This window comes from Bartonella sp. HY038, from assembly GCF_014117425.1.
In the GTDB taxonomy this organism is placed as follows: Bacteria; Pseudomonadota; Alphaproteobacteria; order Rhizobiales; family Rhizobiaceae; genus HY038.
The window spans coordinates 622,848-646,345 of record NZ_CP059725.1; the positions used below are offsets into that span (position 1 = coordinate 622,848).

At 38.8% G+C, this 23,498-nt stretch carries 27 protein-coding genes; 12 read left to right on the forward strand and 15 right to left on the reverse strand.

Going from position 1 to position 23,498, the window contains the following annotated elements; translation table 11 throughout:
• Nucleotides 1-177 precede the first annotated feature (177 nt).
• Nucleotides 178-1,101 (reverse strand): hydrogen peroxide-inducible genes activator, encoded by a 924-nt coding sequence (locus H3299_RS02500; protein ID WP_182418757.1) that lies wholly within the window; start codon nt 1,099-1,101, stop codon nt 178-180.
• Between the two features lie 624 nt (nt 1,102-1,725).
• Here H3299_RS02500 and H3299_RS02505 point away from each other — a divergent pair.
• Both H3299_RS02505 and H3299_RS02510 read left to right on the forward strand, forming a co-directional pair.
• Nucleotides 1,726-2,475, forward strand: coding sequence for an electron transfer flavoprotein subunit beta/FixA family protein (locus tag H3299_RS02505; protein ID WP_182418758.1), 750 nt, complete (start codon nt 1,726-1,728; stop codon nt 2,473-2,475).
• Nucleotides 2,476-2,488: 13 nt separating this feature from the next.
• On the forward strand, nt 2,489-3,421 hold the full coding sequence (locus tag H3299_RS02510; RefSeq protein WP_182418759.1) for an electron transfer flavoprotein subunit alpha/FixB family protein: 933 nt from the start codon (nt 2,489-2,491) through the stop codon (nt 3,419-3,421).
• A 125-nt stretch (nt 3,422-3,546) separates the two neighbouring features.
• On the opposite strand, the gene imm45 is transcribed toward H3299_RS02510, so the two are convergent.
• On the reverse strand, nt 3,547-3,912 hold the full coding sequence (gene imm45 / locus H3299_RS02515) for an Imm45 family immunity protein (RefSeq protein ID WP_182418760.1): 366 nt from the start codon (nt 3,910-3,912) through the stop codon (nt 3,547-3,549).
• A 385-nt stretch (nt 3,913-4,297) separates the two neighbouring features.
• Between imm45 and H3299_RS02520 the strand changes: the two genes are divergently transcribed.
• The 3 genes from H3299_RS02520 (at nt 4,298) to H3299_RS02530 (ending at nt 6,878) form a co-directional block, all read left to right on the forward strand.
• Nucleotides 4,298-5,002, forward strand: a complete 705-nt coding sequence (locus H3299_RS02520; RefSeq protein ID WP_182418761.1) for a metal-binding protein ZinT — start codon at nt 4,298-4,300, stop codon at nt 5,000-5,002.
• A 749-nt stretch (nt 5,003-5,751) separates the two neighbouring features.
• The gene (locus tag H3299_RS02525; RefSeq protein WP_182418762.1) at nt 5,752-6,384 is read left to right on the forward strand and encodes a thiamine diphosphokinase; all 633 of its coding nucleotides are present in this window, start codon (nt 5,752-5,754) and stop codon (nt 6,382-6,384) included.
• A 209-nt stretch (nt 6,385-6,593) separates the two neighbouring features.
• Nucleotides 6,594-6,878: a hypothetical protein gene (locus H3299_RS02530; protein WP_182418763.1), complete on the forward strand. Its 285-nt coding sequence runs from the start codon at nt 6,594-6,596 to the stop codon at nt 6,876-6,878.
• A 169-nt stretch (nt 6,879-7,047) separates the two neighbouring features.
• Here H3299_RS02530 and H3299_RS02535 read toward each other — a convergent pair whose 3' ends face one another.
• Nucleotides 7,048-7,497, reverse strand: a complete 450-nt coding sequence (locus H3299_RS02535; RefSeq protein WP_182418764.1) for a universal stress protein — start codon at nt 7,495-7,497, stop codon at nt 7,048-7,050.
• Nucleotides 7,498-8,166: 669 nt separating this feature from the next.
• On the opposite strand from H3299_RS02535, the gene H3299_RS02540 reads away from it, so the two are divergent.
• From H3299_RS02540 to H3299_RS02560, 5 genes are all read left to right on the forward strand, one after another.
• The gene (locus H3299_RS02540) at nt 8,167-9,243 is read left to right on the forward strand and encodes a D-alanyl-D-alanine carboxypeptidase family protein (protein ID WP_182418765.1); all 1,077 of its coding nucleotides are present in this window, start codon (nt 8,167-8,169) and stop codon (nt 9,241-9,243) included.
• A 313-nt stretch (nt 9,244-9,556) separates the two neighbouring features.
• A complete protein-coding gene (locus tag H3299_RS02545) occupies nt 9,557-11,287 on the forward strand; it encodes a heparinase II/III family protein (protein WP_182419610.1) in 1,731 nt (576 codons plus the stop codon).
• Between the two features lie 185 nt (nt 11,288-11,472).
• The gene (gene leuD / locus H3299_RS02550) at nt 11,473-12,078 is read left to right on the forward strand and encodes a 3-isopropylmalate dehydratase small subunit (RefSeq protein ID WP_182418766.1); all 606 of its coding nucleotides are present in this window, start codon (nt 11,473-11,475) and stop codon (nt 12,076-12,078) included.
• Between the two features lie 299 nt (nt 12,079-12,377).
• Nucleotides 12,378-12,809 carry a metallopeptidase family protein gene (locus H3299_RS02555; RefSeq protein ID WP_182418767.1) on the forward strand — a complete coding sequence of 144 codons (432 nt, stop codon included), beginning with the start codon at nt 12,378-12,380 and terminating at the stop codon, nt 12,807-12,809.
• A 226-nt stretch (nt 12,810-13,035) separates the two neighbouring features.
• A complete protein-coding gene (locus H3299_RS02560; RefSeq protein ID WP_182418768.1) occupies nt 13,036-13,434 on the forward strand; it encodes a TM2 domain-containing protein in 399 nt (132 codons plus the stop codon).
• 76 nt (nt 13,435-13,510) lie between these two features.
• Here the strand turns inward: H3299_RS02560 and H3299_RS02565 are convergent, their stop codons facing one another.
• The 8 genes from H3299_RS02565 to H3299_RS02600 form a co-directional block, all read right to left on the reverse strand.
• Entirely contained in the window at nt 13,511-14,512 is a 1,002-nt protein-coding gene (locus H3299_RS02565) for an NAD(P)H-quinone oxidoreductase (protein WP_246708118.1), read from the reverse strand.
• 142 nt (nt 14,513-14,654) lie between these two features.
• Nucleotides 14,655-14,885, reverse strand: a complete 231-nt coding sequence (locus H3299_RS02570; RefSeq protein ID WP_182418769.1) for a hypothetical protein — start codon at nt 14,883-14,885, stop codon at nt 14,655-14,657.
• Between the two features lie 172 nt (nt 14,886-15,057).
• Nucleotides 15,058-15,219: a hypothetical protein gene (locus H3299_RS02575; protein ID WP_182418770.1), complete on the reverse strand. Its 162-nt coding sequence runs from the start codon at nt 15,217-15,219 to the stop codon at nt 15,058-15,060.
• 35 nt (nt 15,220-15,254) lie between these two features.
• Nucleotides 15,255-15,710: a tol-pal system-associated acyl-CoA thioesterase gene (gene ybgC / locus H3299_RS02580; protein WP_182418771.1), complete on the reverse strand. Its 456-nt coding sequence runs from the start codon at nt 15,708-15,710 to the stop codon at nt 15,255-15,257.
• Nucleotides 15,711-15,772: 62 nt separating this feature from the next.
• Nucleotides 15,773-16,822 carry a Holliday junction branch migration DNA helicase RuvB gene (gene ruvB, locus H3299_RS02585; protein WP_182418772.1) on the reverse strand — a complete coding sequence of 350 codons (1,050 nt, stop codon included), beginning with the start codon at nt 16,820-16,822 and terminating at the stop codon, nt 15,773-15,775.
• A gap of 6 nt (nt 16,823-16,828) precedes the next feature.
• Nucleotides 16,829-17,446: a Holliday junction branch migration protein RuvA gene (ruvA, locus tag H3299_RS02590; protein WP_182418773.1), complete on the reverse strand. Its 618-nt coding sequence runs from the start codon at nt 17,444-17,446 to the stop codon at nt 16,829-16,831.
• A gap of 10 nt (nt 17,447-17,456) precedes the next feature.
• The gene (gene ruvC, locus H3299_RS02595; RefSeq protein ID WP_182418774.1) at nt 17,457-17,963 is read right to left on the reverse strand and encodes a crossover junction endodeoxyribonuclease RuvC; all 507 of its coding nucleotides are present in this window, start codon (nt 17,961-17,963) and stop codon (nt 17,457-17,459) included.
• 156 nt (nt 17,964-18,119) lie between these two features.
• Nucleotides 18,120-18,941, reverse strand: coding sequence for a VanW family protein (locus H3299_RS02600; protein WP_182418775.1), 822 nt, complete (start codon nt 18,939-18,941; stop codon nt 18,120-18,122).
• A gap of 32 nt (nt 18,942-18,973) precedes the next feature.
• On the opposite strand from H3299_RS02600, the gene H3299_RS02605 reads away from it, so the two are divergent.
• Together H3299_RS02605 and H3299_RS02610 are read left to right on the forward strand one after the other, a co-directional pair.
• The gene (locus tag H3299_RS02605) at nt 18,974-19,408 is read left to right on the forward strand and encodes a hypothetical protein (RefSeq protein ID WP_182418776.1); all 435 of its coding nucleotides are present in this window, start codon (nt 18,974-18,976) and stop codon (nt 19,406-19,408) included.
• Nucleotides 19,409-20,090: 682 nt separating this feature from the next.
• Complete coding sequence (locus H3299_RS02610) at nt 20,091-20,585, forward strand: hypothetical protein (protein ID WP_182418777.1); 495 nt, start codon at nt 20,091-20,093, stop codon at nt 20,583-20,585.
• A gap of 107 nt (nt 20,586-20,692) precedes the next feature.
• Here H3299_RS02610 and H3299_RS02615 read toward each other — a convergent pair whose 3' ends face one another.
• The 4 genes from H3299_RS02615 to rimI form a co-directional block, all read right to left on the reverse strand.
• Nucleotides 20,693-21,022 (reverse strand): lipid-A-disaccharide synthase N-terminal domain-containing protein, encoded by a 330-nt coding sequence (locus H3299_RS02615; RefSeq protein WP_182418778.1) that lies wholly within the window; start codon nt 21,020-21,022, stop codon nt 20,693-20,695.
• Complete coding sequence (locus H3299_RS02620; protein ID WP_246708119.1) at nt 21,015-21,791, reverse strand: glycosyltransferase family 2 protein; 777 nt, start codon at nt 21,789-21,791, stop codon at nt 21,015-21,017. The genes H3299_RS02615 and H3299_RS02620 overlap by 8 nt, the downstream gene beginning before the upstream one ends.
• 346 nt (nt 21,792-22,137) lie before the next feature.
• Nucleotides 22,138-22,707, reverse strand: a complete 570-nt coding sequence (locus H3299_RS02625; RefSeq protein ID WP_182418780.1) for a hypothetical protein — start codon at nt 22,705-22,707, stop codon at nt 22,138-22,140.
• A 255-nt stretch (nt 22,708-22,962) separates the two neighbouring features.
• Nucleotides 22,963-23,475: a ribosomal protein S18-alanine N-acetyltransferase gene (rimI, locus tag H3299_RS02630; RefSeq protein WP_182418781.1), complete on the reverse strand. Its 513-nt coding sequence runs from the start codon at nt 23,473-23,475 to the stop codon at nt 22,963-22,965.
• Nucleotides 23,476-23,498 lie beyond the last annotated feature (23 nt).

Consider the following 23,498-nt stretch of genomic DNA (forward strand, 5'->3'; position numbering starts at 1 on the left):
GCGCTTAAATGTAGTTTGGCAAGGGCATAATGCATTAATTATTTTTGATGACAAAACATATATAATAAATTGGGCTATTGGGTAAATTAACCGATAGCTTTTTTTAAAAATTTAATTAAGACGTGCTTACAATGAGCACTTTTTATTCAAAAATATTCATCACTTTTGCTAAAGACATTATTCTTGTAGTTGTATATTTTGATTTGCTTTCTTTTGTAATGGCTTTACCACATTGATCAAAATTTCGGCAAATTGTTCATATTCCTTATCGCGAGGACTGCGTTCTCGCCAAAATAATGAAATGTCACGTTTAGGATGGCTATGTTTGAAGTTTAAAATTTTCAAATTTTTTAAATTGCTATCATCAATACAAGCAATTTGTGGAATAAGCGTTACGCCAAAATCGTTAGCAACTAATTGCAATAGCGTGGTAAGACTGGTTGCGCCATATTCTTGCAAATAATTATTGGCGCTGCAAATATCGAGCGCTTGATCACGTAAACAATGGCCTTCTTCAAGTAAAAGTAATTGTGTAATATCTATATCATCGACATTATCTACGCCCTTATCGTAACGCTGCTCTTGTTTTGAGGTGCCAAGGTAAAACGGGTCAGAAAATAAGTGTTTAGATTTTACAGCATCTATAGGAAAAGGTTCGGCAGCCAGTGTCAAATCTAAATTGCCGATAGCTAATTCACTTGCTAATGTCGTTGTTTTCGCTTCATGTAATTCTAATGAAAGATTGGGGTAGTTTTGTTTGATTACAGGTAAAAGGCTAGGTAAGATATAAGGAGCAAGAGTGGGAATAATACCAATACGTAAAATCCCATGAAAGGGACCGCGATACAGCGAAGACATTTCATCAAGAGTTTTCACTTGCTTCAATATAGAACGAATAATCGGCAAAAAGTCACGTCCAGTAGTCGTTAATATAACGCCTTTTGGCATACGCTCAAAAAGTGGCAGGCCAATTGCTTTTTCCATTTCGGCAATTTGTACTGATAATGCTGGTTGTGATACTCCAACTTTATCAGCAGCGGCGCCAAAATGCCGAATTGTGGCTAAAGCTTCAAAATAGCGCATTTGTCTTATAGTAAACATAAATAATTCCCGATTGAATAGAATTTATTTATATGCAAAATATTATAAAATTAAATAAATTATTGATTTAATTAGAAATTAAATTAAATAAATTTTCTTTTTTATGCCTAATTTAGAAAGTATATTTAATTTTTAATTTTTTTATTAATCAAGATTCCTAATTAAATTAAACTAATTCCACTTTTACAAAGAAATATAAAGCATATACTGGTTTTTGATTGTTTTGTCCGCTTTGGCAGTCTTACAATTTATTAGCTTAATTTTAAATACTCAAGCGCTTGATTAATGTTAAATTAATTAGTTTTCCGGCAAAATAATTTTTATTTGAATAATTTTTAATTTGGCAACGCAATTTGCGCATTTAAATTAAATATATCATTCTTTCACTAAAGGTTGTAGCTGAAAACTTGATTAAAATTCTCCTAAATATGGTGGTTTTGTACAAAAAGAGTTATGCAAAGAGATATTTCACGCTTTACATAGGGTATTAGAATGGGTTTAGTAGGTTTGCTATTGTAAGGTTTCGGTTGGAAATATTATAAGCCATAAATGTGGCATCTTTGTCAGTAATATTTCATATATTGGCGCACTATGTAAACCCTAATTGGAAAGGATAATGCCAACATGAAGGTTTTGGTCTGTGTGAAGCGTGTCGTTGATTATAATGTTAAAGTTCGCGTAAAAAGTGACGGTTCAGGTGTTGACCTTGCCAATGTTAAAATGTCGATGAATCCCTTTGATGAAATTGCAGTAGAAGAAGCGATCCGCCAAAAGGAAGCCGGGAATTTTAATGAAGTGGTTTTGGTGTCTGTCGGGCCGCAAGCTGCCCAAGATGTTTTGCGTACTGGTCTTGCTATGGGGGCAGATCGCGCCATTTTGGTTAAAACCGATAATGTTGTTGAACCATTAAATGTAGCTAAAGCGGTAAAGGCCGTAACGCAAAATGAAAAGCCTGATATGGTTTTTCTTGGCAAACAAGCAATTGATGATGATAGCAATCAAACCGGTCAAATGCTTGCTGCATTATTGGCATGGCCGCAAGCAACCTTTGCTTCAAAATTGGAAATGGCTGGTGATAAGGCAATTGTTAGCCGCGAAGTTGATAGCGGTATTGAAACAATTGCAGTGACGCTGCCTGCCGTTTTAACGGTCGATCTTCGTTTGAATGAGCCGCGCTATGCTTCCCTTCCTAATATTATGAAGGCGAAGAAAAAGACAATTGATGAATTGAGTCTTGAAGAACTTGGTGTTGATGCAAGCCCACGTCTAAGCGTTTTAAAAGTTGAAGAGCCGCAGGGGCGCAAAGCAGGTATTAAGGTTGCAAGCGCTGAAGAGTTGGTAGCTAAACTTAAAAATGAAGCCGGAATTTTTTAAGGAAGGGATGAAAATGGCAATTCTTATTTTAGCTGAACATGATAATGTGAACCTTTCCGAACAAACGGCAAAGACATTGCTTGCAGCGCAAAAAATCGGCGGAGATATTGATATTTTAATTGCTGGGCATAATGTTGGTAATATTGCCGCTGCTGCTGCAAAGTTATCTGGGGTTAGAGCTGTATTGGTAGGGGATGCTCCCCATCTTGAGCACCAATTGGCAGAGCCTGTTGCCGATCTCATGCTATCGCGCAGCAATTTTTATGATTATTTGCTGAGCCCTGCAACATCTCGGGGTAAAAATATATTACCGCGCGTTGCCGCCTTGCTTGATGTGATGCAGATTTCAGACATTGTAGAAGTGGTTGATAGTAGCACATTTAAGCGCCCCATCTATGCTGGCAACGCTGTTGAGACGGTAAAAAGCAGTGAGGATAAAAAGGTTATCACTGTGCGCACAACGGCGTTTAGTGGTGCTGTAGAAGAAAACGGTAATGCCAGAATTGAAGCCGTTGAAGTGCCGGAAGATAAAGGCTTATCGCAGTTTATCAAGGCTGATGTTACTGCCAATGAGCGGCCTGAACTCACCTCTGCTAAAGTGATTGTGTCAGGTGGACGTGCCTTTGGTTCAGAAGAACATTTCATGCAGCTTTTATTGCCGCTTGCTGATAAATTAGGCGCTGCGATTGGTGCAAGTCGTGCGGCGGTTGATGCAGGCTATGCCCCTAATGATTGGCAGGTTGGCCAAACTGGTAAGGTGGTTGCACCTGCACTTTACATTGCCATTGGCATTTCTGGCGCAATTCAGCATTTGGCTGGTATGAAAGATTCAGGCATTATTGTTGCTATTAACAAGGACGAAGAAGCACCGATCATGCAGATCGCAGATTACGCTTTGGTTGGTGACTTATTTGATATTGTACCAAAGCTAAATGACCTACTCTAAGCTTTAACCCATTTTAGCTCTTTGGAAAGCGTATCAAAATCACGCTTTCCAAAGCAGTATCTATTTTCCATATTAAAAAAAATAATTGGAATTTAATAAAGGCGTTGATTGCCAGACATTATTTCTTAAACTTGTGGTAAGTTTTCCTTCATGGTTAAATGATAGCCGTCATAGATATCGACATCTTCAATAGTGCAGCCATCATAAATAAGTGTTTGCCAATTTGAAATAACCCACTCTTTATTAATTGCAAAAATTCTGCTTTCAAAGCCTTCGATTTTCCTTTTGGTAAAAGCCTCTTTGGGAAAAACAAAGGGTACTTTTTTGCCAGCATGATAGCCAGTGGTAACGATCAAGCCCAGTGGGTATTCGTCATAAGATGTTTCATATATCATAAAATCTACGCGGTTTTCATAGGGATATTGGCCCTTTAATCGAAAAATTGTGCCGGGCCATAATATCATTTCCTCATAATCTAAAAGCTTGCTCAATGACTTCATACCTTTTCTGGTGCATGTATGATTGTTCTATAATTGTTTGGACGCGTTATTTAAAGTCATGCATTGCGTGAAATTCGAAGGGTGGCGTTTTAATGCTTTTGCAAAGCAATTGTGATTACGGCAAGCTAAAGCTAGCCGTTTAATTTAGGATTGTCATCAATAATAATACCACAATTCTTATTGACAATTTTGTTCCGCGTCGCACGGCATTCTTTTTAGCTTCTCTTTCATTGTTCATAAATTTAAAAAAACATGTGTTCGTTAAAAAAATACTATCTTCCCTCTTGCCAAAAGAAAATTCATGTCATAAAAACGTTATGTTATTTTATAACATTTAGTTTGTGGAAAAATTTTGTTCATGAAAGAGGCTTGGTTTATGTCTGATATTATTTCAAAATGCGTGGGTGCATTTGGTGCAACAGCACTTCTTTTAACTCCAGTTGCTAGTTTTGCAAATAGTGGCGCGCAGCAGGTTGCCGCCGCAGAACATGATCACGCCCATGAACATTCGCACGCCCACGCCCATGATGAAGAGCACGGCCACAGTGATCCAATTTATAAGGGCTATTTTAAAGACGACCAAGTAAAGGCGCGCGAACTTACCGATTGGGATGGTGATTGGCAGTCCGTTTATCCATATTTAATGGATGGCTCACTTGAATCTGTTTTAGAAGCTAAAGCAAAAAAAGGTCCGCAAACGATTGAGGAATATCGGGATTATTATAAAACTGGTTATAATACCGATATTAATCGCATTGTCATTGATGGCAGCAAAGTCACTTATTATAAAAACGACAAACCTTATAGCGGTGAATATGCTAGCGATGGTCATGAAATACTCACCTATAAAAAAGGCAATCGTGGTGTAAGGTTCATCTTTAAAAAGATATCTGGCGATGCTGATGCACCACAATTCATCCAATTTAGTGATCATGGTATTTTCCCAGCTAAGGCTGAACATTATCATCTTTACATGGGTAATGACCGCGCTGAATTGCTAAAGGAAATGGACCATTGGCCAACCTATTATCGCTCGTCATTAAATGCCAAGCAAATTGCTGATGAAATGCTTGCCCACTAAAATTGTTAAGCTGATTTAAAAGTTTTCCGATCATGATCATTCCCATGATCGGCGCGCGCCAGAATGTTTATGTATAAGCTCCAATTTATCACACCTATTCTGGCGCGCTTTTTTTGTTTAAAAATTAAATAGTGATAGTTAAACTGCTCTATCAAAAATATTGGCTTTAGGGCCAGGACCTATTAATTAGCATTGGTAAAAAATTTTGATTTTGTTGACGATGTCTTTATATGGGCTCATATAAAACCGACATATATTTAACCGAAATTCTAAACACCAATTGAAATCTCGGTCTGTTAACCAAACGCGGTAAGCATTATTAAAATGCTCTTGAAGTTCCTTCATGATATCATAGCAATTACCACCAAAGTAACCTTCTTGCAGCTCACCTAGTTAAATAAACATAGCCATAAATAATTAAGCTTTTTCTTATGTTACTTAACCATTTACCAATATTTTGATCGCCACGTTCGAAAATGATGGGTATAGATTTTTGGCTATTTATATAACTAAATTCCCAAGGAAAATTATTACCCAGTTTTTGATCTAGCTTTTGCTTATACAATTTGTTTTAAAAATGCTTAGTTGCTTTTTGGGGTACAGATAGCGCCACCATCTTTTTCATTTGCAATTATATGTAAGATTTTAAAATACTTTTTTTTTTATTTGCGCAGTGGTTTTTTGTCTTTATAAGATTAAATAGTTTATTCAATTTAAGACTGCAACGCAAATTTCAATCAAGGCTAAAAATGAAAAAAATTACAATCCTTCTTGGTGGGCAGTTAGAAGTAACGCCGCGATTGATGGGGCAAATTGCTGGGAGTACTGTTATTGCTGCTGATAGTGGTATTCGACATGCTGAAACGTTGGGTGTTGAACCTTTCTTATGGTTAGGTGATTTTGATTCGACCCAAGAAGCAGATATTGCCCGCTATAGCGATATTCGTCGCCAATCCTACCCTGTTGAAAAAGACATGACGGATGGCGAAATTGCCGTTCATGTAGCATTGGCTGAAGGAGCTGATGAGATCATTTTATGTGGGGCTTTTGGTGGTAGCCGTAGCGATCATGCCTTATTGCATATGACCATGGCGGCCGCTTTAGCACAAAAGGGTGTGAAGCTTTTATTGACAAGCGGTGGCGAGGAGGCAACCTCTCTTGCGCCTGGCGATCATGTATTTGATTTGCCTGATGATACGCTGTTTAGCATCATTGCATTTTCGCAAATGTCAGAATTATCTATTCAAGGTGCGCATTGGCAATTGCAAAATGCGCAATTGGATTTTGGCTCTTCGCTTACCTTATCAAATAGGGTGCAAGGTACGCTTTTTGTGTCATTTGAAAACGGTTCTGGCATTCTTATTGCAAATTTGAAAGAATAATTGATTAAATATAGCTTTTAGCAGTCAATCTTTGTAAGATATCACAATTATTCATCACTTGTTCATCAGTTATAGAATAAGTTAACGATAAAGCATGATTTCATGGTAACAAAAAAGTTGACTGATAGGCTATTTATTCTGACTTTTTTTAGCCGTATTATCAACACATGATAGTGAAATCAGATATTGATTTGAGAGAGGTATTTATTATGTTGAAACGTATTTCAGTTATTGCTGTTACCGCAATTATGGGTTTTGCAGCCGTTGGTTGCACCCAACAAGAACAGCGCACAGCTGGTTATGGTGTTGGTGGTGCAGCGCTTGGTGCGCTTGCTGGTGGTGCAATTACTGGTTCTGGTCGCGGTGCCCTTGCAGGTGCTGCTATTGGCGGCGCTGCAGGTACTCTTCTTGGTGTTGCTCAAACACGTAATGGCGTTCAATATTGTAACTATCGCGATGCTTATGGTCGCGTATATCAAGCACCTTGTAACTAATAATCTATAATAGTTGACAATAATAAAGCAGCGTTTGCTTCATGCAACGCTGCTTTTTTATATTTAAATTTGTGATGCATTTGGTTTGATACATTATTCACCCCAATAAAAAACGCTGCTATAGCAAAATAGCAGCGCTTTAAAAATCAATTATTTAGACTAAATAGCTTTATTTAATCACCATAACAGGGCGTTCACTCATCGCCATTACTTCTGATGCTTGGCTACCCAGAATAAGACGGTTAACGCCACGGCGGCCATGTGATGCGACAATAATGAGATCGGCATCATGCTCATTAGCTGCATCCACAATACCAGCTGCTGCCAACTGATTTTCCGCATGGATACCCTGCGCTTTTACGTTAAATTGATGAGCTTTATTTAAAGCAGATTCAAGAATTCTTTTTGCACTTGATTCCATTTCCTTACGAAAATCTTCAAATGCACCAGGGCTTGATGCCCATTCTGCACCCATAACAATACCGTAAGAAGGCATCATACTGGTGACTGTTACAATAAATAGCTCGCCACCTGTTTTTACAGCCAGTTCAATTGCTGCATCAACGCCTTTTTCAGCAAGCTCTGACCCGTCTGTTGCAACTAAAATTTTCTCATACATTTGCAAAACTCCTTACTTGCTTGCTAATAATGGTCAGATCTTCCGCCTTTAGCATTTTCAATTAATCGTGATGCCTAATTTTCCATCATATGATTTTGATAAAAATGCTATTGTAGTTTTTCTGTCCTCACATAATAGATATTGGCATGTTTCATCAAAAAAACAACCAATTTTGCCAAAAATTTCGTATTATTTCGCAGCTTTTAAGTCCTTTTTAAACTATTTTTAGAGCTAATCTAATTGAGGGGGCAAATCATTGATTATAATCAATTTGAACTTGTAGATTTTAATACTTCTGGGTGAGTTATTTGCTTATATCTATCAAAATACAAATGATGGCAGAAAATTAACAAATATGCATTATTGCTACCAGATGGTTAGATAATTGACACATTTGACCTATAGGGCAATGAAGTAAAGTTTTGTTGCGCAACGAAATGTTGTCTTATAAGTTTAGGCTTCAACTTAATATGGATTTTATTGGGGTGTAAATGTTGTAAATTCACCTTAAAGTTGAGGTGTTATGCATTTTTGTATGAATATTAATATAAAGCGTATTATTGAAACCTAAAAAAGTACTTTTAGGCAAAATATGTTTAAGGTAAAGGTCAAGGCATTTTGATTATTCAATCTTTGATCAAGATGTTTAAGGAAATTGGAAATAGTGTAATGTTTAGATTTTTAGCTTTAATTTTGTCGCTTAGTATAACTGTTTTTTCTTTTTCCTCCGCTTTTGCTAATCCCTATATTGTTGTTGATGTGCAAACAGGTCGCGTGCTTGCCCATAACGAAGCTTTTGATCGTTGGTATCCTGCCTCTCTTACTAAACTTATGACCGCTTATGTCACATTTCGTGCATTACAGCGTGGAGAAATTAGCCTAGAAACACCTATCCGTATTACCACGACTGCTGCGCAATTACCGCCAAGCAAATCTGGCTACAAGGCTGGCTCCACATTGACCCTTGATACAGCTTTAAAAATTATGATGGTTAAGTCGGCCAATGATATAGCATCATCTATTGGTACTGCGGTTGGCGGTTCTGATGATGCATTTGTTGCGCGTATGAACTCCGAGGCGACTAGGATTGGTATGGTGGGTAGCCATTTTGCTAATGCAAGCGGACTACCCGATCCTGCTAATTATTCAACTGCACGTGATCTAGCTGTTTTAGCAGCGCAAATTCGTCGTGAGTTTCCTCAATATGCGCATTATTTCAATATTCCAGCTATTGATTATGGCAATGGGGCCAAGTTGGTTCCTAACACTAATAATTTGATTGGTCGCTTCAATGGTGCCGATGGCATGAAAACCGGCTTCATTTGTTCTTCAGGCTTTAATCTTGCCGCTTCAGCAACGAGAAAAGGGCGCATTCTCGTCGCTGTCGTCTTGGGTGCAGAACGCATTGATCAGCGTGAAGGCCTATCAGCGCAATTATTAAATGATGGCTTTAAAAGCGCTGGTTCACAACAATTAACCTTAGTGACATTGCGTCCATATGGCAGTAAATTATCGCAAGCAACTGATTTACGTCAAACAATTTGCACAGAAACTGCTTGGCAGGAGCGTTTGCAATATCGTGATGAAAATGGAAAAATTCAATTTTCTTCGCCGTTCATGTCGGCATTGGATATAAATAACATAGCTGCTATTCCGGTTCGTTTATTGGCTGCGCCTCCAGTTTTAAAAGCTGGGCAAGTGCCAGATTGGAAAGTGCCCGTTCCAGTTGCAAAGCCTTCTTTTTAAAAAAGGGCTTACCAAGCCTTCAAGAGCAAAACATTAAATAAACGTACTTTCAATGTTGTAATTTTGATTAGCAAAATTGTAACATTGATCGATAATGTCTAAATATCTTATATTAAGAGCGATGATTTATTAGCTTCGAACTTAATGAGAAATATCAATTTGCTTAAAAATTAAGATTGTTAACTATTCATTCACCATAAGTCTATAAATATTATAAACGAAAGAGGACCGATCTATTGGTTCATTGATTTGATATAATAATCTGCTTGCCATTTTGGGCTAGCCAATGACGGGAGATCCAGCTGTGACATCCATGCTCGCGGATAATTTGGATTTTAAAACATCGACTGCATCCATTGCTGTGCAGCGTTGGGCACGCCGTCTAAGTGTTGGGCCGTTTTTTCGGTGGCGTTTTAGCGGCTTTAGTCCGCAACAGATTTTAAATCGTCCCATTGATTTACATTTAGCTGATCCCTATCTTGCTCATGAATTTTATCATGGGCGGTTTCCACTTGCTGGCCGTATTGTCCAGACCGGATCTATTTCACCCTTTGTGGTTGTCCCACCAACCAGAGAGTGGCAAAACGCCTTGCATGATTTTAGCTGGCTACGCCATATGGCAGCGGCTGAAACGGAGCTTGCAAATGCTCATGCGCGTTCATTATTGGGTGATTGGATTGATATTTGCGGTAAGCGTATTCACGGCAATGTTTGGGATGGTGCAGTTACTGCTGGTCGGATTATTTCATGGCTCACACATTCAGATATTTTATATGAAAGTGGCAATACCGCGTTTAAAAAGCGGTTTTTAAGGTCACTTGGCCTGCAGGTACGCTATTTGCGCACCGCGGTCAAAACTATGGATCTAAATGAGCACCGTTTGCTCGCTCATATTGCCCTTACTTTTGCGGCTTTAGCTTTACCTGTATCACAACGAGTTGCAAAGCGCACGACGCGCAATTTGGAGCGCGAATTGCAAAAGCAAATATTGCCCGATGGTGGCCATATTTCACGCAATCCAGCTATTTTATTAATGCTTCTATCGCATCTTATTGCGCTGCGCCACTGCTTTGCCCAAAGCGATATTGAGGTGCCAGAGGTTTTACATGCAGCCGTTGAACGCATGTTGCCTGCCTTGCGTTTTTTTCAGCATCGTGACCAAAGTCTTGGTAATTTTAACGGCGTTGGCCCCACGCTATCTGATCGCCTTGATATTATTTTGCAATCGGATGAAACTGCTGGTAATCCTTTTAGTCATGCACCTCATTCTGGTTATCAGCGTTTGGCTGCGGGTGGCACAACCGTCCTTGCTGATACGGGCAAGGCACCAAGTGGCGCAATTTCAAAAACAGCCAATGCAGGTTGCTTATCCTTTGAAATGTCGTCTGGTATTAAAAAATTTGTGGTAAATTGTGGTGTTGATCCATATGGACCAGAAGAATTTCGTTTTTCTGGTCGCTTGACTGCGGCTCATTCTACGGCAACCATAAATGATACTTCATCATGCCGTTTTCGTAAAAATGGTCGGGTAGATAGCGCCATTACAGCGGGGCCGTCTAAGGTTGTGGTAAAACGTCTTGAACAAGATGGTCAATCTGGATTTATAGCTCTTCACGATGGTTATGCACGTAGCTTTAATGTGTTGCATCAGCGCACGATGATGCTATCTGATGATGGCATGGTTTTGGAAGGTGCGGATTCATTTCTTAAAGCTAATAAAGCACACCCCTTCAAAACTGCAAAAAATATTGCAACAATTCGCTTTCATTTGCACCCTGACGTAGAGGTTAGTCGCAGTGAAAGCGGTGCTTTACGTTTGGAAGTAATGGGCGCAGATAGTTGGAGCTTTCAAACTGATGCACCCTTGCATTTAGAAGATTCTATCTATTTTTGTGGCCTAAAAGGGCCAACAAAGACACGTCAAATCGTTATTTCATGTGATATTGCCAATGCCAATGAAGTTTATTGGGCATTTCAACGATTATCACCTATTGCTAAAAGCCAATCTAATTTGTCGCTTGATTTTGCTGTTGATGATATTTGAGCTACGGATTAGAAATCTGCTCATACTCTTCTTAAATAAATGGGGTAGTTAAAAATAATTTGCAAAAAAGGGTTTATACTTCTTGCGAATTGTTCTAAAAACACCATTTGTTTGACAAAGAATTTTGACTTGTTACTGCAAGAGTAGTAAAAGAGTTAAAAATTCCAGCCATTGAGGGTAGACATATGGAAAAATTTACAAAGCTCACTGGCGTTGCTGCTGCCTTGCCAATTGTCAATATCGATACAGATATGATCATTCCAAAGGATTATCTTAAAACGATTAAACGCACTGGGCTTGGAAAAGGTCTTTTCGCAGAGCTTCGCTATAATGAGGATGGTTCAGACAATCCTGATTTTGTGCTCAACCAACCAGCCTATCAGCATGCGCAAATTTTAGTTACTGGCGATAATTTTGGTTGTGGTTCCTCGCGTGAGCATGCTCCTTGGGCGCTAGCAGATTTTGGTATTCGTTGTGTTATTTCAACATCCTTTGCTGATATTTTCTATAATAACTGTTTTAAAAACGGTATTTTGCCGATTAAAGTAACGCAAGAAGAGCTAGAGTCTTTGCTTGATGATGCAACTCTTGGCGCAAATGCTACTTTAAGCGTTGATCTTGAAACGCAAGAAATTCGTCGTCCTGATGGTGGTATTATAAAGTTTTCGATTGATGAATTCCGCCGTCATTGTATGCTTAATGGTTTAGATGATATTGGCTTAACTTTACAAAAAGTATCAGAAATTGATACATTTGAAAAAAGTGAAGCGCAAACCCATCCTTGGGCTTAAATAACTCTAAAAGTTGAATTGATTTTAAGGTACAGAACATATTGCTGTTCTGTACCTTGATTTTGTTTAGCTTTGTCTTAAATTTGTAATAGATGACCTATCATTATCGAAAATAGGTATTCAGATATGGTTGTGTTTTACAAAAAATGCCAAAGCGCTAAAGTCATAAAGCACAAATAATTTTGAAACTTGTGTTATCTCTCATGATTTTCATTAATTTTGTTTAAAACACTTGGTAATTTAAAATAGACACGATATATCAAACAAAAATACCTGATGGGCTTGAAAGTAAGTATTATATGGCGCGTATGGACCAAAGCCGAGATTGGAAAGCAAAGCTTGCACCTTCTCTTGGCGAATTAGATTCTCTTACAGTTGAGGCTTATGCTCAATTGCCTGAAAAGTTTCGTGCTTTATGTGGGGATTTGATTATTAGTGTAACCGATTTTCCTGAAGATCAAATTATTGAAGATATGGGGTTGGATTCACCTTTTGAATTGCTTGGTCTTTTTGAAGGTAATGGTATTGGTGAGCGCTTTAGTTTTCCCACCGGCGAAAAGCAAAATCGCATGACTATTTTTCGCCGTGCTATACTTGATTATTGGTCGGAAAATCCAGAAACTTTAGGCGATATTCTTACACAAATTCTTATCTATGAGATTGGTAATCATTTTGGATTATCCGATAAGGATATGGAGCAGGTTGAGGAAGCTGCGGAAACCTGTCTTTAACTAGTAGCATGTTTTCATTGACAACGCGGCTTGATCTTAAAACCCATATTTAATATTTTGCATTTTTATTATCTGCTTCCTATATAATCTTCCATAAAGATTGTAATAAATATTATTATTTTTTGCAAAAGCCTGTTGAGTGGTTTTGCGTTAAATCTGTAAAGCAAAAATAGCGCATGCCATGGGACTTGATTGATGTGGATGTGCTTTGGGATTGGTTTTATTTATGCGTGGAATAGTTATCAGTTTTAGTCGTAATCGTGGTATGATTTCGGGTGATGATGGCCGGCGTTATGGTTTCAGTCATCTTGATTGGTCGGGCAGGGGAACCCCACAAGCTGGTACGCAAGTCGACTTTCTCGATCAAGGCACCAACGCTAAAAATATATTTCCACTTAAAATCGAGCGCGATTATTCAAAACTTATTTTAGCGTTGATTTGCCTCTTCTTGGGTATTTTTGGGGTGCATCGATTTGCTGTTGGTAAAATAGGTACGGGGATACTGATGTTTTTATCCACTTGCACTGGATATGGCGCAGCTATTACTCTTATTTGGGCCGTTATCGATTTCATCTTTATTGTAACCGGTAACTTCACCGATAAGAATGGCAATAAAATTGAGTAAAATTTATTGAAATATTTCTTTCAACCATATTAAAACGCCAATTTGCACCTTTAAATTGGCGTTTTTTTAATTTCTGTTATTCTTCTATAACCTTTAGTATAATCTTGCCGATATGGCTGCTTTCTTCCATAAGGCGGTGGGCATTTTCTGCTTCAGTAAGCGGAAATACTGCGTCAATTAATGGTTTTATTGTCCCTGCTGCCAATAAAGGTAGAACATGGGTTTCTAACGCCTCAGCGATCAAAGCTTTGAAGGGTATTTCGCGCGCACGCAAGGTTGAACCTGTATGAACCAACCGCTTACGCATGAGATCATTAAGGTTTACTGTTGCCTTATGGCCATTTAAAAATGCGATCTGGACAATGCGCCCCTCAATGGCGGCAATCTTATAATTCCGTTCGGTATAATCGCCGCCAACCATATCAAGAATAAGATTAACACCCTTTTTTTCGGTAATGCGATTTATTTCTGTGACAAAATCTTGTTCTTTATAATTTATCGCATGGTCTGCACCAAGCGCAAGGCAAGCATCACATTTTTGTTTTGACCCAGCAGTTATAATGACTGTTGCACCAAAAGCTTTACCAAGTTGAATAGCTGTAGTGCCGATGCCTGAACTGCCACCATGGATAAGCAAAATTTCGCCGCTTTTTAGACCGCCGCGATCAAATACATTGCTCCACACGGTGAAGAAAGTTTCGGGTATTGCTGCGGCTGTGACATAGTCCATATCGTCCGCCATTGGCAAGGCGATGCTTTCATCGACGGTAGCATATTGAGCATAGCCACCACCGGCAATGAGTGCAAAAACGCGCGCGCCCAGTTTAAAGCGCTTTGCGCCATCACCTAAAGCGACCACTTCGCCCGCAATTTCAAGACCAGGCAATGGCGAAGCACCATCAGGAGCGGGATAAAGGCCCATACGCTGCGCAACATCAGGGCGATTTACGCCGGCTGCATGAATCTTTACCAATATTTCATTGGCCTTAGGTTTTGGGATGGGAACTTCACAAGGCTTTAATACCGATGGATCGCCAAAAGCACTGATTTCAATTGCAGTCATCGTTCCTGGTAACATCACAGAATCCTTTTATATCTCGGCACCTTTTATGCCATTCGTCATGACATTTAACAGTGTAGCTTGCTGTTTAAAAAACGGCAACGTTAGATATGATATTGAGCTTTCTTGGCTATTTCAAAAGTTGGTTTTAGTACCACCTTTAGGACTTTATTTGGATATTCATAAGTTCGCCATTACTATCAAAATCCAAAAATATTTTAAAATCACCAAGCGAAAGTCTACCATCGCTTTTTTGCGATATAATATCATTTAAGCTAAGTGTTTCCACAGTTTCTCTTGAAATAATTTCGGATTCTGCATCATGTTTATCAAGACTAATTATGCCTGAAAATGGTTCACCATTTATTATGCTAAAGCTGAAATTGGACATCAAGTTGATCCTCAAATTGAGATTGCGTGTCTTGGATTATATAGCTTGCTGATGAACTGCATTTAAAATTTGTTTCAATTTAACAAGCAGTTAAACAAAGCCATTTATTGATAAATTTCCAATGCTGAAACTTCGCCATTTTCATCAAAATCAAAAATTATATCGACTTTTCCTAATGAATATTTTTCTCCAGTGAATTTTTAAGAAAATTACTGAGAAAAAAGCCATCACCTAAATTTCTTGGAACGATTTCGCCTTCTTCATTGAGCTTATTTATCTCAATAAAGGCCATGAATGATGCATTATTGGTTATATTTAACTTAAATTTAGCCATAGACTTATCCTAAGGAGTCAATTAATTCGTGGCATCTATTGAAAGCGTTCTATCCATGCAATAGGTAAGCGGCGAGGGCGGCCATTAGCATTGATAATTGCTGCCTCTACCTCGGCGCCAACCAATAATTTATCACCGCGTAAAATTTTCTGCTGCATTTTAACCCGAGCTGCACTTACATGGCTAATGGTTGTTTCAACACATAAAATGTCGTCGATTTTAGCAGGAGAAGCAAAATCAAGCGACATGCGGCGCACAATCCAAGCCACTGCCTCATTGGGGCCAGCTTCCGCCATAATATGATGATGAATATCAGAAAGGCGTAAAAATTCCGTGCGGCCACGCTCGAAAAACTCAAGATAGCGACCGTGATAGACGACGCCTGAAAAGTCAGTGTCTGCATAATAAACGCGCACCATCAGCTGATGTATACCATCTTTAATTTCACCGCAAAAGGCAATATTTTTTTGATTGTCGCTCATATCTATCATAATCATTTCTCTTTTTGTTTTTGCGGCTTTATTGCGTTTTTGACGGTTAAGGTAAAGCAGGCTTAATCGCTTTCCTCATCATCAAAAAGACCAATTTGAGCAGCCCCTACCATATTTTCAGGCGCACGCAGACCCAAATGCCGCCATGCATTTTGCGTCAATACTCGTCCTCGCGGTGTACGCTGGATAAAGCCTTGTTGAATTAGGTAAGGCTCGATAATATCTTCAATAGCATCACGCGGTTCTGATAATCCTGCGGCAATAGTTTCAATACCGACAGGGCCGCCGCCGAAGTTTTGCGCAATCATGAATAAATAGCGGCGGTCAAGTTGGTCTAGTCCAAGGCTATCAACCTCAAGCCGCGATAAGGATTCATCAGCAATTTTACGGTCGATTATATTTGTTTTGGCAACCAAGGCAAAATCACGCACGCGGCGCAATAAGCGGCCAGCAATACGTGGTGTACCACGCGCGCGGCGGGCAATTTCACGCGCCCCATCATCGGTGATCTGCATATGCATGATGCGGGCGCCGCGCCGCACAATGAGTTCCAACTCATCCACCGTATAAAAATTTAGCCGTACCGGAATACCAAAACGGTCACGCAGCGGTGTAGTGAGCAACCCAAGACGGGTGGTGGCAGCAACGAGGGTAAAGCGTGCTAAGTCAATTTTAACCGAGCGTGCAGCTGGTCCTTCACCAATGATAAGATCAAGCTGAAAATCTTCCATTGCCGGATAGAGAATTTCTTCAACTGCTGGGCTTAACCGATGGATTTCATCAATAAACAATACATCGCGTTCTTCCAAGTTGGTTAACAGCGATGCAAGATCACCAGCTTTAGCGATAACAGGACCAGAGGTTGAACGGAAATTAACCCCTAATTCTTTTGCCATGATTTGAGCAAGGGTGGTTTTACCAAGCCCGGGAGGACCAACAAATAAAACATGGTCTAATGCTTCATTGCGCACTTTTGCGGCTTCAATAAAAATTTTAAGATTAGCGCGGGCGGCTGCTTGGCCAACAAAATCATCAAGGGTTTGCGGGCGTAAACTTGTGTCGGTATCTTCCCCGCGCTTATCAGCGGCAATTAATCTATCGGGCTTTTCCATGTTTATTTACCTTGATAATTCTTTAAGCCCAAGCCGAATAAGGGTGGCAGATTCTGCTTCATCGCCAGCTTGCTTCAAGGCACTTGCTACGGCATTGGCGGCCTGTTCGCGTGAATAGCCAAGATTAGTAAGCGCAGAAACAGCATCGGAAACGGAAGAGGGGGCGTTTGCACTGCCAATATCTTCAAGCATGCCAAAATTTTCATTGCTAATGGTCGAAAAAGCAGGGGCCTTGCCTTGCAACTCCGTAATCATACGCTCTGCCACTTTTTTGCCAACTCCTGGTGCGCGTGAAATCATCGCAACATCACGCAAGGCAATGGCATTGGCAAGTTCGCCAGCACTCAAGGTTGCAATCACTGCAAGGGCAACTTTTGCACCAACGCCTTGCACATTTTGCAAAATTTTAAACCATTCTTGATCAAGCTTGGTGGTAAAGCCATAAAGACGGATAAAATCTTCACGTACATGGGTTTCAATAAAAAGTGTTACCGCTTCACCGATTGAACCTAAGGTCGCTAGCGTGCGGTTGGACAAAAATACGACATAGCCCACACCATGGACATCAAGAATGATATGATCATCGCCAATTTCGTCAATAATACCCTTGAGCTTACCAATCATATATTCACCTTTATGCACTTACCCGCATGCGGGCTTTTAATGACAATGTTTGGCGATTATGCGAATGACAAATAGCAATAGCCAAAGCATCTGCTGCATCGTTTGAGTCAAAGGTTGCGCGTGGCATTAAAACCTTTACCATCATATGAATTTGTTGCTTTTCGCCATGACCAACGCCAATCACCGCCTTTTTAACAGCATTAGGCGCATATTCACTAACAGGCAAGCCATAAAGCGCAGGAACTAGCATGGCAATGCCCCGTGCTTGACCAAGTTTAAGGGTAGCGGTTGCATCCTTATTAACAAAAGTATGCTCAACCGCTGCTTCACTTGGCGCAAATTCGCGTAGTACCTTAAATAAACCATCATGCAATTGGCAAAGACGTGTAGCAAGATCACATTTATCATCTGATTTAACTGTGCCGGCGCCAATGAAGCTAAGCTTATTGCCTTCGCTTTCAATTATACCCCAACCAGTATTGCGCAATCCTGGATCTATGCCAACAATTCGAATCATTTTTAACCTATGCCCTTATTTGATACTCTTTTAGCATGGTAATTGTAATAAGTGAACAAAAGGGAAACGAAAAAGCAGTCGCGCCAAAATAAGGACAATAAATGAAAGTGGTGAACAACGAATATCGACAAATTACAAGAAAAATAAACCTATTTATCAGCTTTGCTCTTCAAACCCTTGTGGGACATAAGCAACACGGGCGTAATTTTTGGTTACCAACTCCCTTGATAATTCTCGTCCTATCTGCCCTTTTTCGTTGCAAATGCGCCAAATTTCGTTGCGGCGAAAAAACATGCCATTGGTTTCACGAATAAAGGCATGGTTTTCTTCTATAACGTGATAGCGGTAGGGTAGGTCATCAGAGCAACGCAATTCGCCTTCTAAACATTTTTCAGAAAACCATAAGCGAATTTGAAACGTATGGTTGGTATTATTTTTAAATTGGTAATCTCGGTAATTATAAAATACCGTTGCACCGCTACCAAAAGGTAACACACGTCCATCATCAGGAAAGGGATCATAAGAATGATGATAACGTTCGGTAACAGTGAGGGGAGAATGGATAACCAGCCAATGAATAAGGTTGGAAATTTGGCAAATGCCACCACCAATACCGGCACGCGGCTTACCAAAGGATATTTCCATACCTTCTAAAAATCCACGTTTTTCAGTTGGTTTACCAACACGACGACAAAAAGAAAAGGTTTCCCCCGGTTTAATGATTAGGCCATCAATTGTTTGGATTGCAATTTTTAAATTGGTTACCTTATTGCGTTGCAGTTGCATATCGCTTTCACCAAGCTTTTTTAACAAAACCGATTGGTGTTTTTTGACACGGTAGGGTAAAAATTCACTTTTTTGGTGCTTGGCATAGAGCCTGCCATCGCAATACCACAAGCATTGCCGCCATGAACGGCGTAAAAATACTGATATTTTATATAAAATAGGATGATAGCTGCTAAGCGGTTTACGTGCCACAATATTGCCTATATTTTAAATAGAGTTAAATAATGTATAAATTGATATTTTCCACAGCAGATATAAATGAAAAGGTAGAAGAATATACCTATCTGTTTAATCTGAAGATATATTTAAATCTATATTATGCAAATAATTATTTTTCCAAAATAATGTTTAGAGACGTTTATAAGGAAAACAATTATTATAGTGAAGATTTAGGTGGCAATAGCGGTTTAGATATTTGGATTACCCAATGCTCATTATATAATGGGCCGATGGCGTTAAAAGATGTACAAGAAATACATTTCAATAGGTGTGATAATCGATTTGCAGTAAGTATCAAATCTGCATCTGACAAAATTTATCTGCAATGTTGGCGCTTAGAAATATATCAGCATAACCAAGATCGCATCACATTTTTTCCATCAATTGATGAAGACCGTCTCCCTATATTTGATAGAAAAGGGCAAGTTACTATAAATTAACTTGTTAAAAATATGTATGATATTGTTTTTTCAACCGACGATATAAATCAAGATCAAGAAGAATATATATATGTTTTTGATACGGTGAAAGTTTTAAATCTTTATTTTGTTAATAATCATTTTTCAAAATTATTGTTTCGAGATGTAAGTATGGAAATGGTTGCTTTAGTGAAAAAGGCGCGAAGGATATTTGGGTGTTTGAATGTTCGCACTATAAGGGACCTTTGGCATTATTCGATGTGCAGGAAATCTTATTCCATAGGCATCAAGAAGGGTTTCAAATATGTATAAATGCGTTGGCGGGCAAGATTGATTTGCAATGTTGGCGATTGGAAATATACCAACACAAACAGGATCGGCTTACGTTTTTCCCCTCGATTGATGCTCATCGTCTTCCGATATTTAACCAAAAACAGACACTTAGAAAAAAGTAAAATAGGCTAATTGGGGGGATTAATTTACGATAGCTTCCCCATAGTCAAAGAAGTCTATTCCATAAAAGCTGCCTTGAATTAGATAAAGGTTGTAAATTTTCTAAAAGCGTTGGGTTTTGAGTAAAAATAAGTATGAGCTTATTGATAAACTGATATATTTACCTTTTAGTAATTTACTTCATAGTTTTGTATAATATTTTGTACTTCTTGCTTTAATATTAATAAATTTATGGGATAACCAATTAAAGATGCATCCGCAAAAGGAAAGTAATTTGATAAATAGGTATTTTACGCAACAAGATATATTAGAAAATAACGTAACGGTTGAAATATTTGAGTATTACGCGAAGACTGAAGATTTGAATTACGTTGACGTTATGAAAATATTTATTAAAATTTTAGAAAGTATAACAACTCAAATTAATCATGTTTTTTTTCAATATATAGAATGTGCTAAAGAATTTTATCATGGACCACATGTGGGAGATGAAAAGTTTCTTGAGGAAAAAAGATTGAGTTTATGGGAAGAAATGGGTGAAGACTCGACAAATCAGTTATATACAGATGGTAAACCTATAACCTATGTTTTATTTAGTGAAAAAGTCGCAATTGAAATGCGCTGCGAATTATTATGCCTACTTATTCCTTATTTTATTTTTGATATACTTAATTTGAATCTCAATAATTGGCAATATATAGAGCCTTGTGTTGCAGAATATTACGGCGAAATTTCAAAAGCATAGCTTAAATTTTAATTTATCTTAGCTTCTAACGTCCAGAGGATTTGGATAAGATTATATCCTCTGTGCGCTTTTTTTGAAGTTTTTATGCTTATGAATTCCGATCAAAATTAGCTTTTTAGGGCTTGCGTCTTGTCATTGCGCCGCTCATTAAAAATGAGCCAAAGATTACGAATATAAATAAATAAGCCTGCACCTTGACCCAAAATAAACACTGGTTCTTTACGGCTAATGGCATAAACAAATAGGATTAAACCGCCGCCAAGGGAAAAAAACCAGAAGGCAACGGGCACGATTGAACGTTTGGCACGCTCTGACGCAAGCCATTGAACGACAAAACGCATGGTAAACATGAGCTGCCCACAATAGCCAATAACCGCCCACCAATCCATTTGCGCCACAAACACTTCATGGAACCATGCGCCTAGTGCATCAAACATTTTCGGTATTTCCTGTTGTTTCGTCTAAATTTGTGGTTGGGTTTAACTTTAATTCGCTAACCTTTGGTACAATTTTAAATCGGCGGCGAAGCCACCATACTCCAAACAGATCAAGAACGCCGACTAAGGCGCGATCTAAGATACCATAATTGGATTTGCCGTGTACACGTTCGCGGTCAATAACATCAAGATGGCCAACTTGATATCCTTCACGTAAAACAAGGGCAGGTAAATAACGGTGCCAACCATTAAAGTAAGGTAGTTTTTTAAAAATATCGGCGCGTACAGCTTTTAATCCGCAGCCAGAATCGCGCGTATTATCTTTCAATATCGCTTGGCGCAAACCATTGGCCATGCGCGATGAAAATTGCTTCAATTTCGTGTCGGTACGTTTCAGTCTTTGACCTGCGACTAAGCCCATATCTTCACCGCCTGCAATTAATTTATCGGCAAGTTGTGGTAAATAGGCTGGGTCATTTTGACCATCACCATCAAGACTAACGATTATGCTCCCCGATGCTGCATAAACACCCGAACGTAGTGCGCAGCTTTGGCCCGAAGAGCGATCATGACGAATATGGCGCAAAGGTTTGCCTGCTTCCATACGGTTAGCTAAAAGTTTGGCAGTTGTGTCGGTTGAGCCATCGTCAACTACTAGCACTTCATAATTGCGCCCAGTCATTGCATTGTCAATTTCGTCTAATAAAAAACCTAAGTTTTCAGCTTCATTACGGCAAGGTATGACAACAGAAATTTTTTTATCTGGCAAAGATATAATCCTTGACGTTACAGCATGCAGCCTTGAAATCGATCTGGCTTTATGCATTGGGTTAAATAAAGTCTATAAGCGTTTATTAGCGCAGTTAGCTAAAGAATATCTTTTAATCCAATCTCATGGCGATGGCAATTATCTTTATACTAAGATAGCTTTGCACTTTAATATTTTAACAATAATCATATTTTTAAATTGTCGCTAACCAGTGCGCATTGGCAAAAAACGTTCATCTTCGCTATAGCCGTCTTTTTTCAGCATTTTTTCAATTTGTAAAGTATTTTTAACTCTAATTGGATTTTTCAGCATTTTTTCAAGGATGAGCCAATAAAATAGTCAAATATCATATAATAATTATGTGATCATCACAGGTTGTTTGTCTTGTGAAGCATGGCAGCCAATCGCCAATAGTAATATCTTTGATCACATTATAGTATCCTTGTCGGTGCGCCAAGTGGGTTATAAAGGGGCTTGGCACATCTGAACCTAAGCGAAATTTTTCATATAAAAGCCGGTATTTTATTAAGCCTTTGTCCAACTTACTGATAGTAGCTACTTTATCCATGATAAGTTTAGCATCTCGTTGAGTTTTGCAATTGGGCTTTGAATTTAACCATATACCGATAAGGCCTGGTGCATAAATGCAAATATCATGATCGGCAAGCAGATCTTCACAAGAAAGTTCACCATTTGTTAACGTGTAAAAAAACGTTAAAAAATTGCTTAGCAAATATGGAATTTTTACACCATAGGGTATGAGAAGCGTTGTATGTTTAACGTCTAATAGTTTAAGCTCATCCATATTATTTGCGGTTTTAATCCTTGTGGCAAAATATTTATAACTTTTATAAACAAAGAGTTGAGTATCTGATATAGATTTTTTTGAAATTGTGAATTTTAGCGAAAAAAACATAAAAGCCAAAAAAAATATTAAAAAATACTTGTCGAACGAAAAAAACTGCGACACTATATATTGGTGATGAGAGTTGTTTTCAAGCCTATCTTGAAAGGCGAACTTGTTATTTAGCGTATTATTATCAACGCCGTTTTAAGTTTTATTCTAATTTGAAAATCTGAAGGTGAGAGGATTTTTTCTTTCACCGCATCAGAGGGGAAAACCGGGTGACGGAAATATCCGCACCCGGTTTAAAGTGGTTATTGCCAATATTTAAGCTTTTTCTTTTATTGCCGATGGTGAATAGATTAATTGCCGGCGTAAAATGAGCGCGTCACTGCGCCCATCGGGGGAGCGATAATAGCCTGCGCGTCTGCCAACTTCTTCAAAGCCAAATTTTTTGTAAAGCGTGATTGCTGCAATGTTGTTTTCATCAACTTCTAAAAAAGCACTTTCGACTCGATGATGATAAAAATGGCGTAGTAATGCATGCATAAGTTTTTGCCCGATGCCGTCACCACGGTGCTCTTTATCCACTGCGATAGATAAGATTTCAGCTTCATCGGCAACAAGGCGCGCCAATACAAAAGCAACCATATTGTTAGGTTCCTTTATAGGGCGAGCAGATAGACCAAAAATCGTGCTATCTTGCAAAAAATTATGAAATGCATTTTCATCCCAAGTTTCAAAAAATGCACCGGCATGTAAGCGATGCAATGCCTCTACGTCGTCAAGGGTTAAAGGTGCTATGTCCATATTGCGTCGCATAAAGGGTAATCTGGTCATGCTAATTCCATAAATTGGCTATT

Bases quoted from the DNA above. Each gene is read 5' to 3' on its own strand.
- H3299_RS02500 (WP_182418757.1), bottom strand. From the start codon at position 1,101: ATGTTTACTATAAGACAAATGCGCTATTTTGAAGCTTTAGCCACAATT.
- H3299_RS02505 (WP_182418758.1), top strand. From the start codon at position 1,726: ATGAAGGTTTTGGTCTGTGTGAAGCGTGTCGTTGATTATAATGTTAAA.
- H3299_RS02510 (WP_182418759.1), top strand. From the start codon at position 2,489: ATGGCAATTCTTATTTTAGCTGAACATGATAATGTGAACCTTTCCGAA.
- H3299_RS02520 (WP_182418761.1), top strand. From the start codon at position 4,298: ATGTCTGATATTATTTCAAAATGCGTGGGTGCATTTGGTGCAACAGCA.
- H3299_RS02525 (WP_182418762.1), top strand. From the start codon at position 5,752: ATGAAAAAAATTACAATCCTTCTTGGTGGGCAGTTAGAAGTAACGCCG.
- H3299_RS02530 (WP_182418763.1), top strand. From the start codon at position 6,594: ATGTTGAAACGTATTTCAGTTATTGCTGTTACCGCAATTATGGGTTTT.
- H3299_RS02535 (WP_182418764.1), bottom strand. From the start codon at position 7,497: ATGTATGAGAAAATTTTAGTTGCAACAGACGGGTCAGAGCTTGCTGAA.
- H3299_RS02540 (WP_182418765.1), top strand. From the start codon at position 8,167: ATGTTTAGATTTTTAGCTTTAATTTTGTCGCTTAGTATAACTGTTTTT.
- H3299_RS02545 (WP_182419610.1), top strand. From the start codon at position 9,557: ATGCTCGCGGATAATTTGGATTTTAAAACATCGACTGCATCCATTGCT.
- leuD (WP_182418766.1), top strand. From the start codon at position 11,473: ATGGAAAAATTTACAAAGCTCACTGGCGTTGCTGCTGCCTTGCCAATT.
- H3299_RS02555 (WP_182418767.1), top strand. From the start codon at position 12,378: ATGGCGCGTATGGACCAAAGCCGAGATTGGAAAGCAAAGCTTGCACCT.
- H3299_RS02560 (WP_182418768.1), top strand. From the start codon at position 13,036: ATGCGTGGAATAGTTATCAGTTTTAGTCGTAATCGTGGTATGATTTCG.
- H3299_RS02565 (WP_246708118.1), bottom strand. From the start codon at position 14,512: ATGTTACCAGGAACGATGACTGCAATTGAAATCAGTGCTTTTGGCGAT.
- H3299_RS02570 (WP_182418769.1), bottom strand. From the start codon at position 14,885: ATGTCCAATTTCAGCTTTAGCATAATAAATGGTGAACCATTTTCAGGC.
- H3299_RS02575 (WP_182418770.1), bottom strand. From the start codon at position 15,219: ATGGCTAAATTTAAGTTAAATATAACCAATAATGCATCATTCATGGCC.
- ybgC (WP_182418771.1), bottom strand. From the start codon at position 15,710: ATGATAGATATGAGCGACAATCAAAAAAATATTGCCTTTTGCGGTGAA.
- ruvB (WP_182418772.1), bottom strand. From the start codon at position 16,822: ATGGAAAAGCCCGATAGATTAATTGCCGCTGATAAGCGCGGGGAAGAT.
- ruvA (WP_182418773.1), bottom strand. From the start codon at position 17,446: ATGATTGGTAAGCTCAAGGGTATTATTGACGAAATTGGCGATGATCAT.
- ruvC (WP_182418774.1), bottom strand. From the start codon at position 17,963: ATGATTCGAATTGTTGGCATAGATCCAGGATTGCGCAATACTGGTTGG.
- H3299_RS02605 (WP_182418776.1), top strand. From the start codon at position 18,974: ATGTATAAATTGATATTTTCCACAGCAGATATAAATGAAAAGGTAGAA.
- H3299_RS02610 (WP_182418777.1), top strand. From the start codon at position 20,091: ATGCATCCGCAAAAGGAAAGTAATTTGATAAATAGGTATTTTACGCAA.
- H3299_RS02615 (WP_182418778.1), bottom strand. From the start codon at position 21,022: ATGTTTGATGCACTAGGCGCATGGTTCCATGAAGTGTTTGTGGCGCAA.
- H3299_RS02625 (WP_182418780.1), bottom strand. From the start codon at position 22,707: ATGTTTTTTTCGCTAAAATTCACAATTTCAAAAAAATCTATATCAGAT.
- rimI (WP_182418781.1), bottom strand. From the start codon at position 23,475: ATGACCAGATTACCCTTTATGCGACGCAATATGGACATAGCACCTTTA.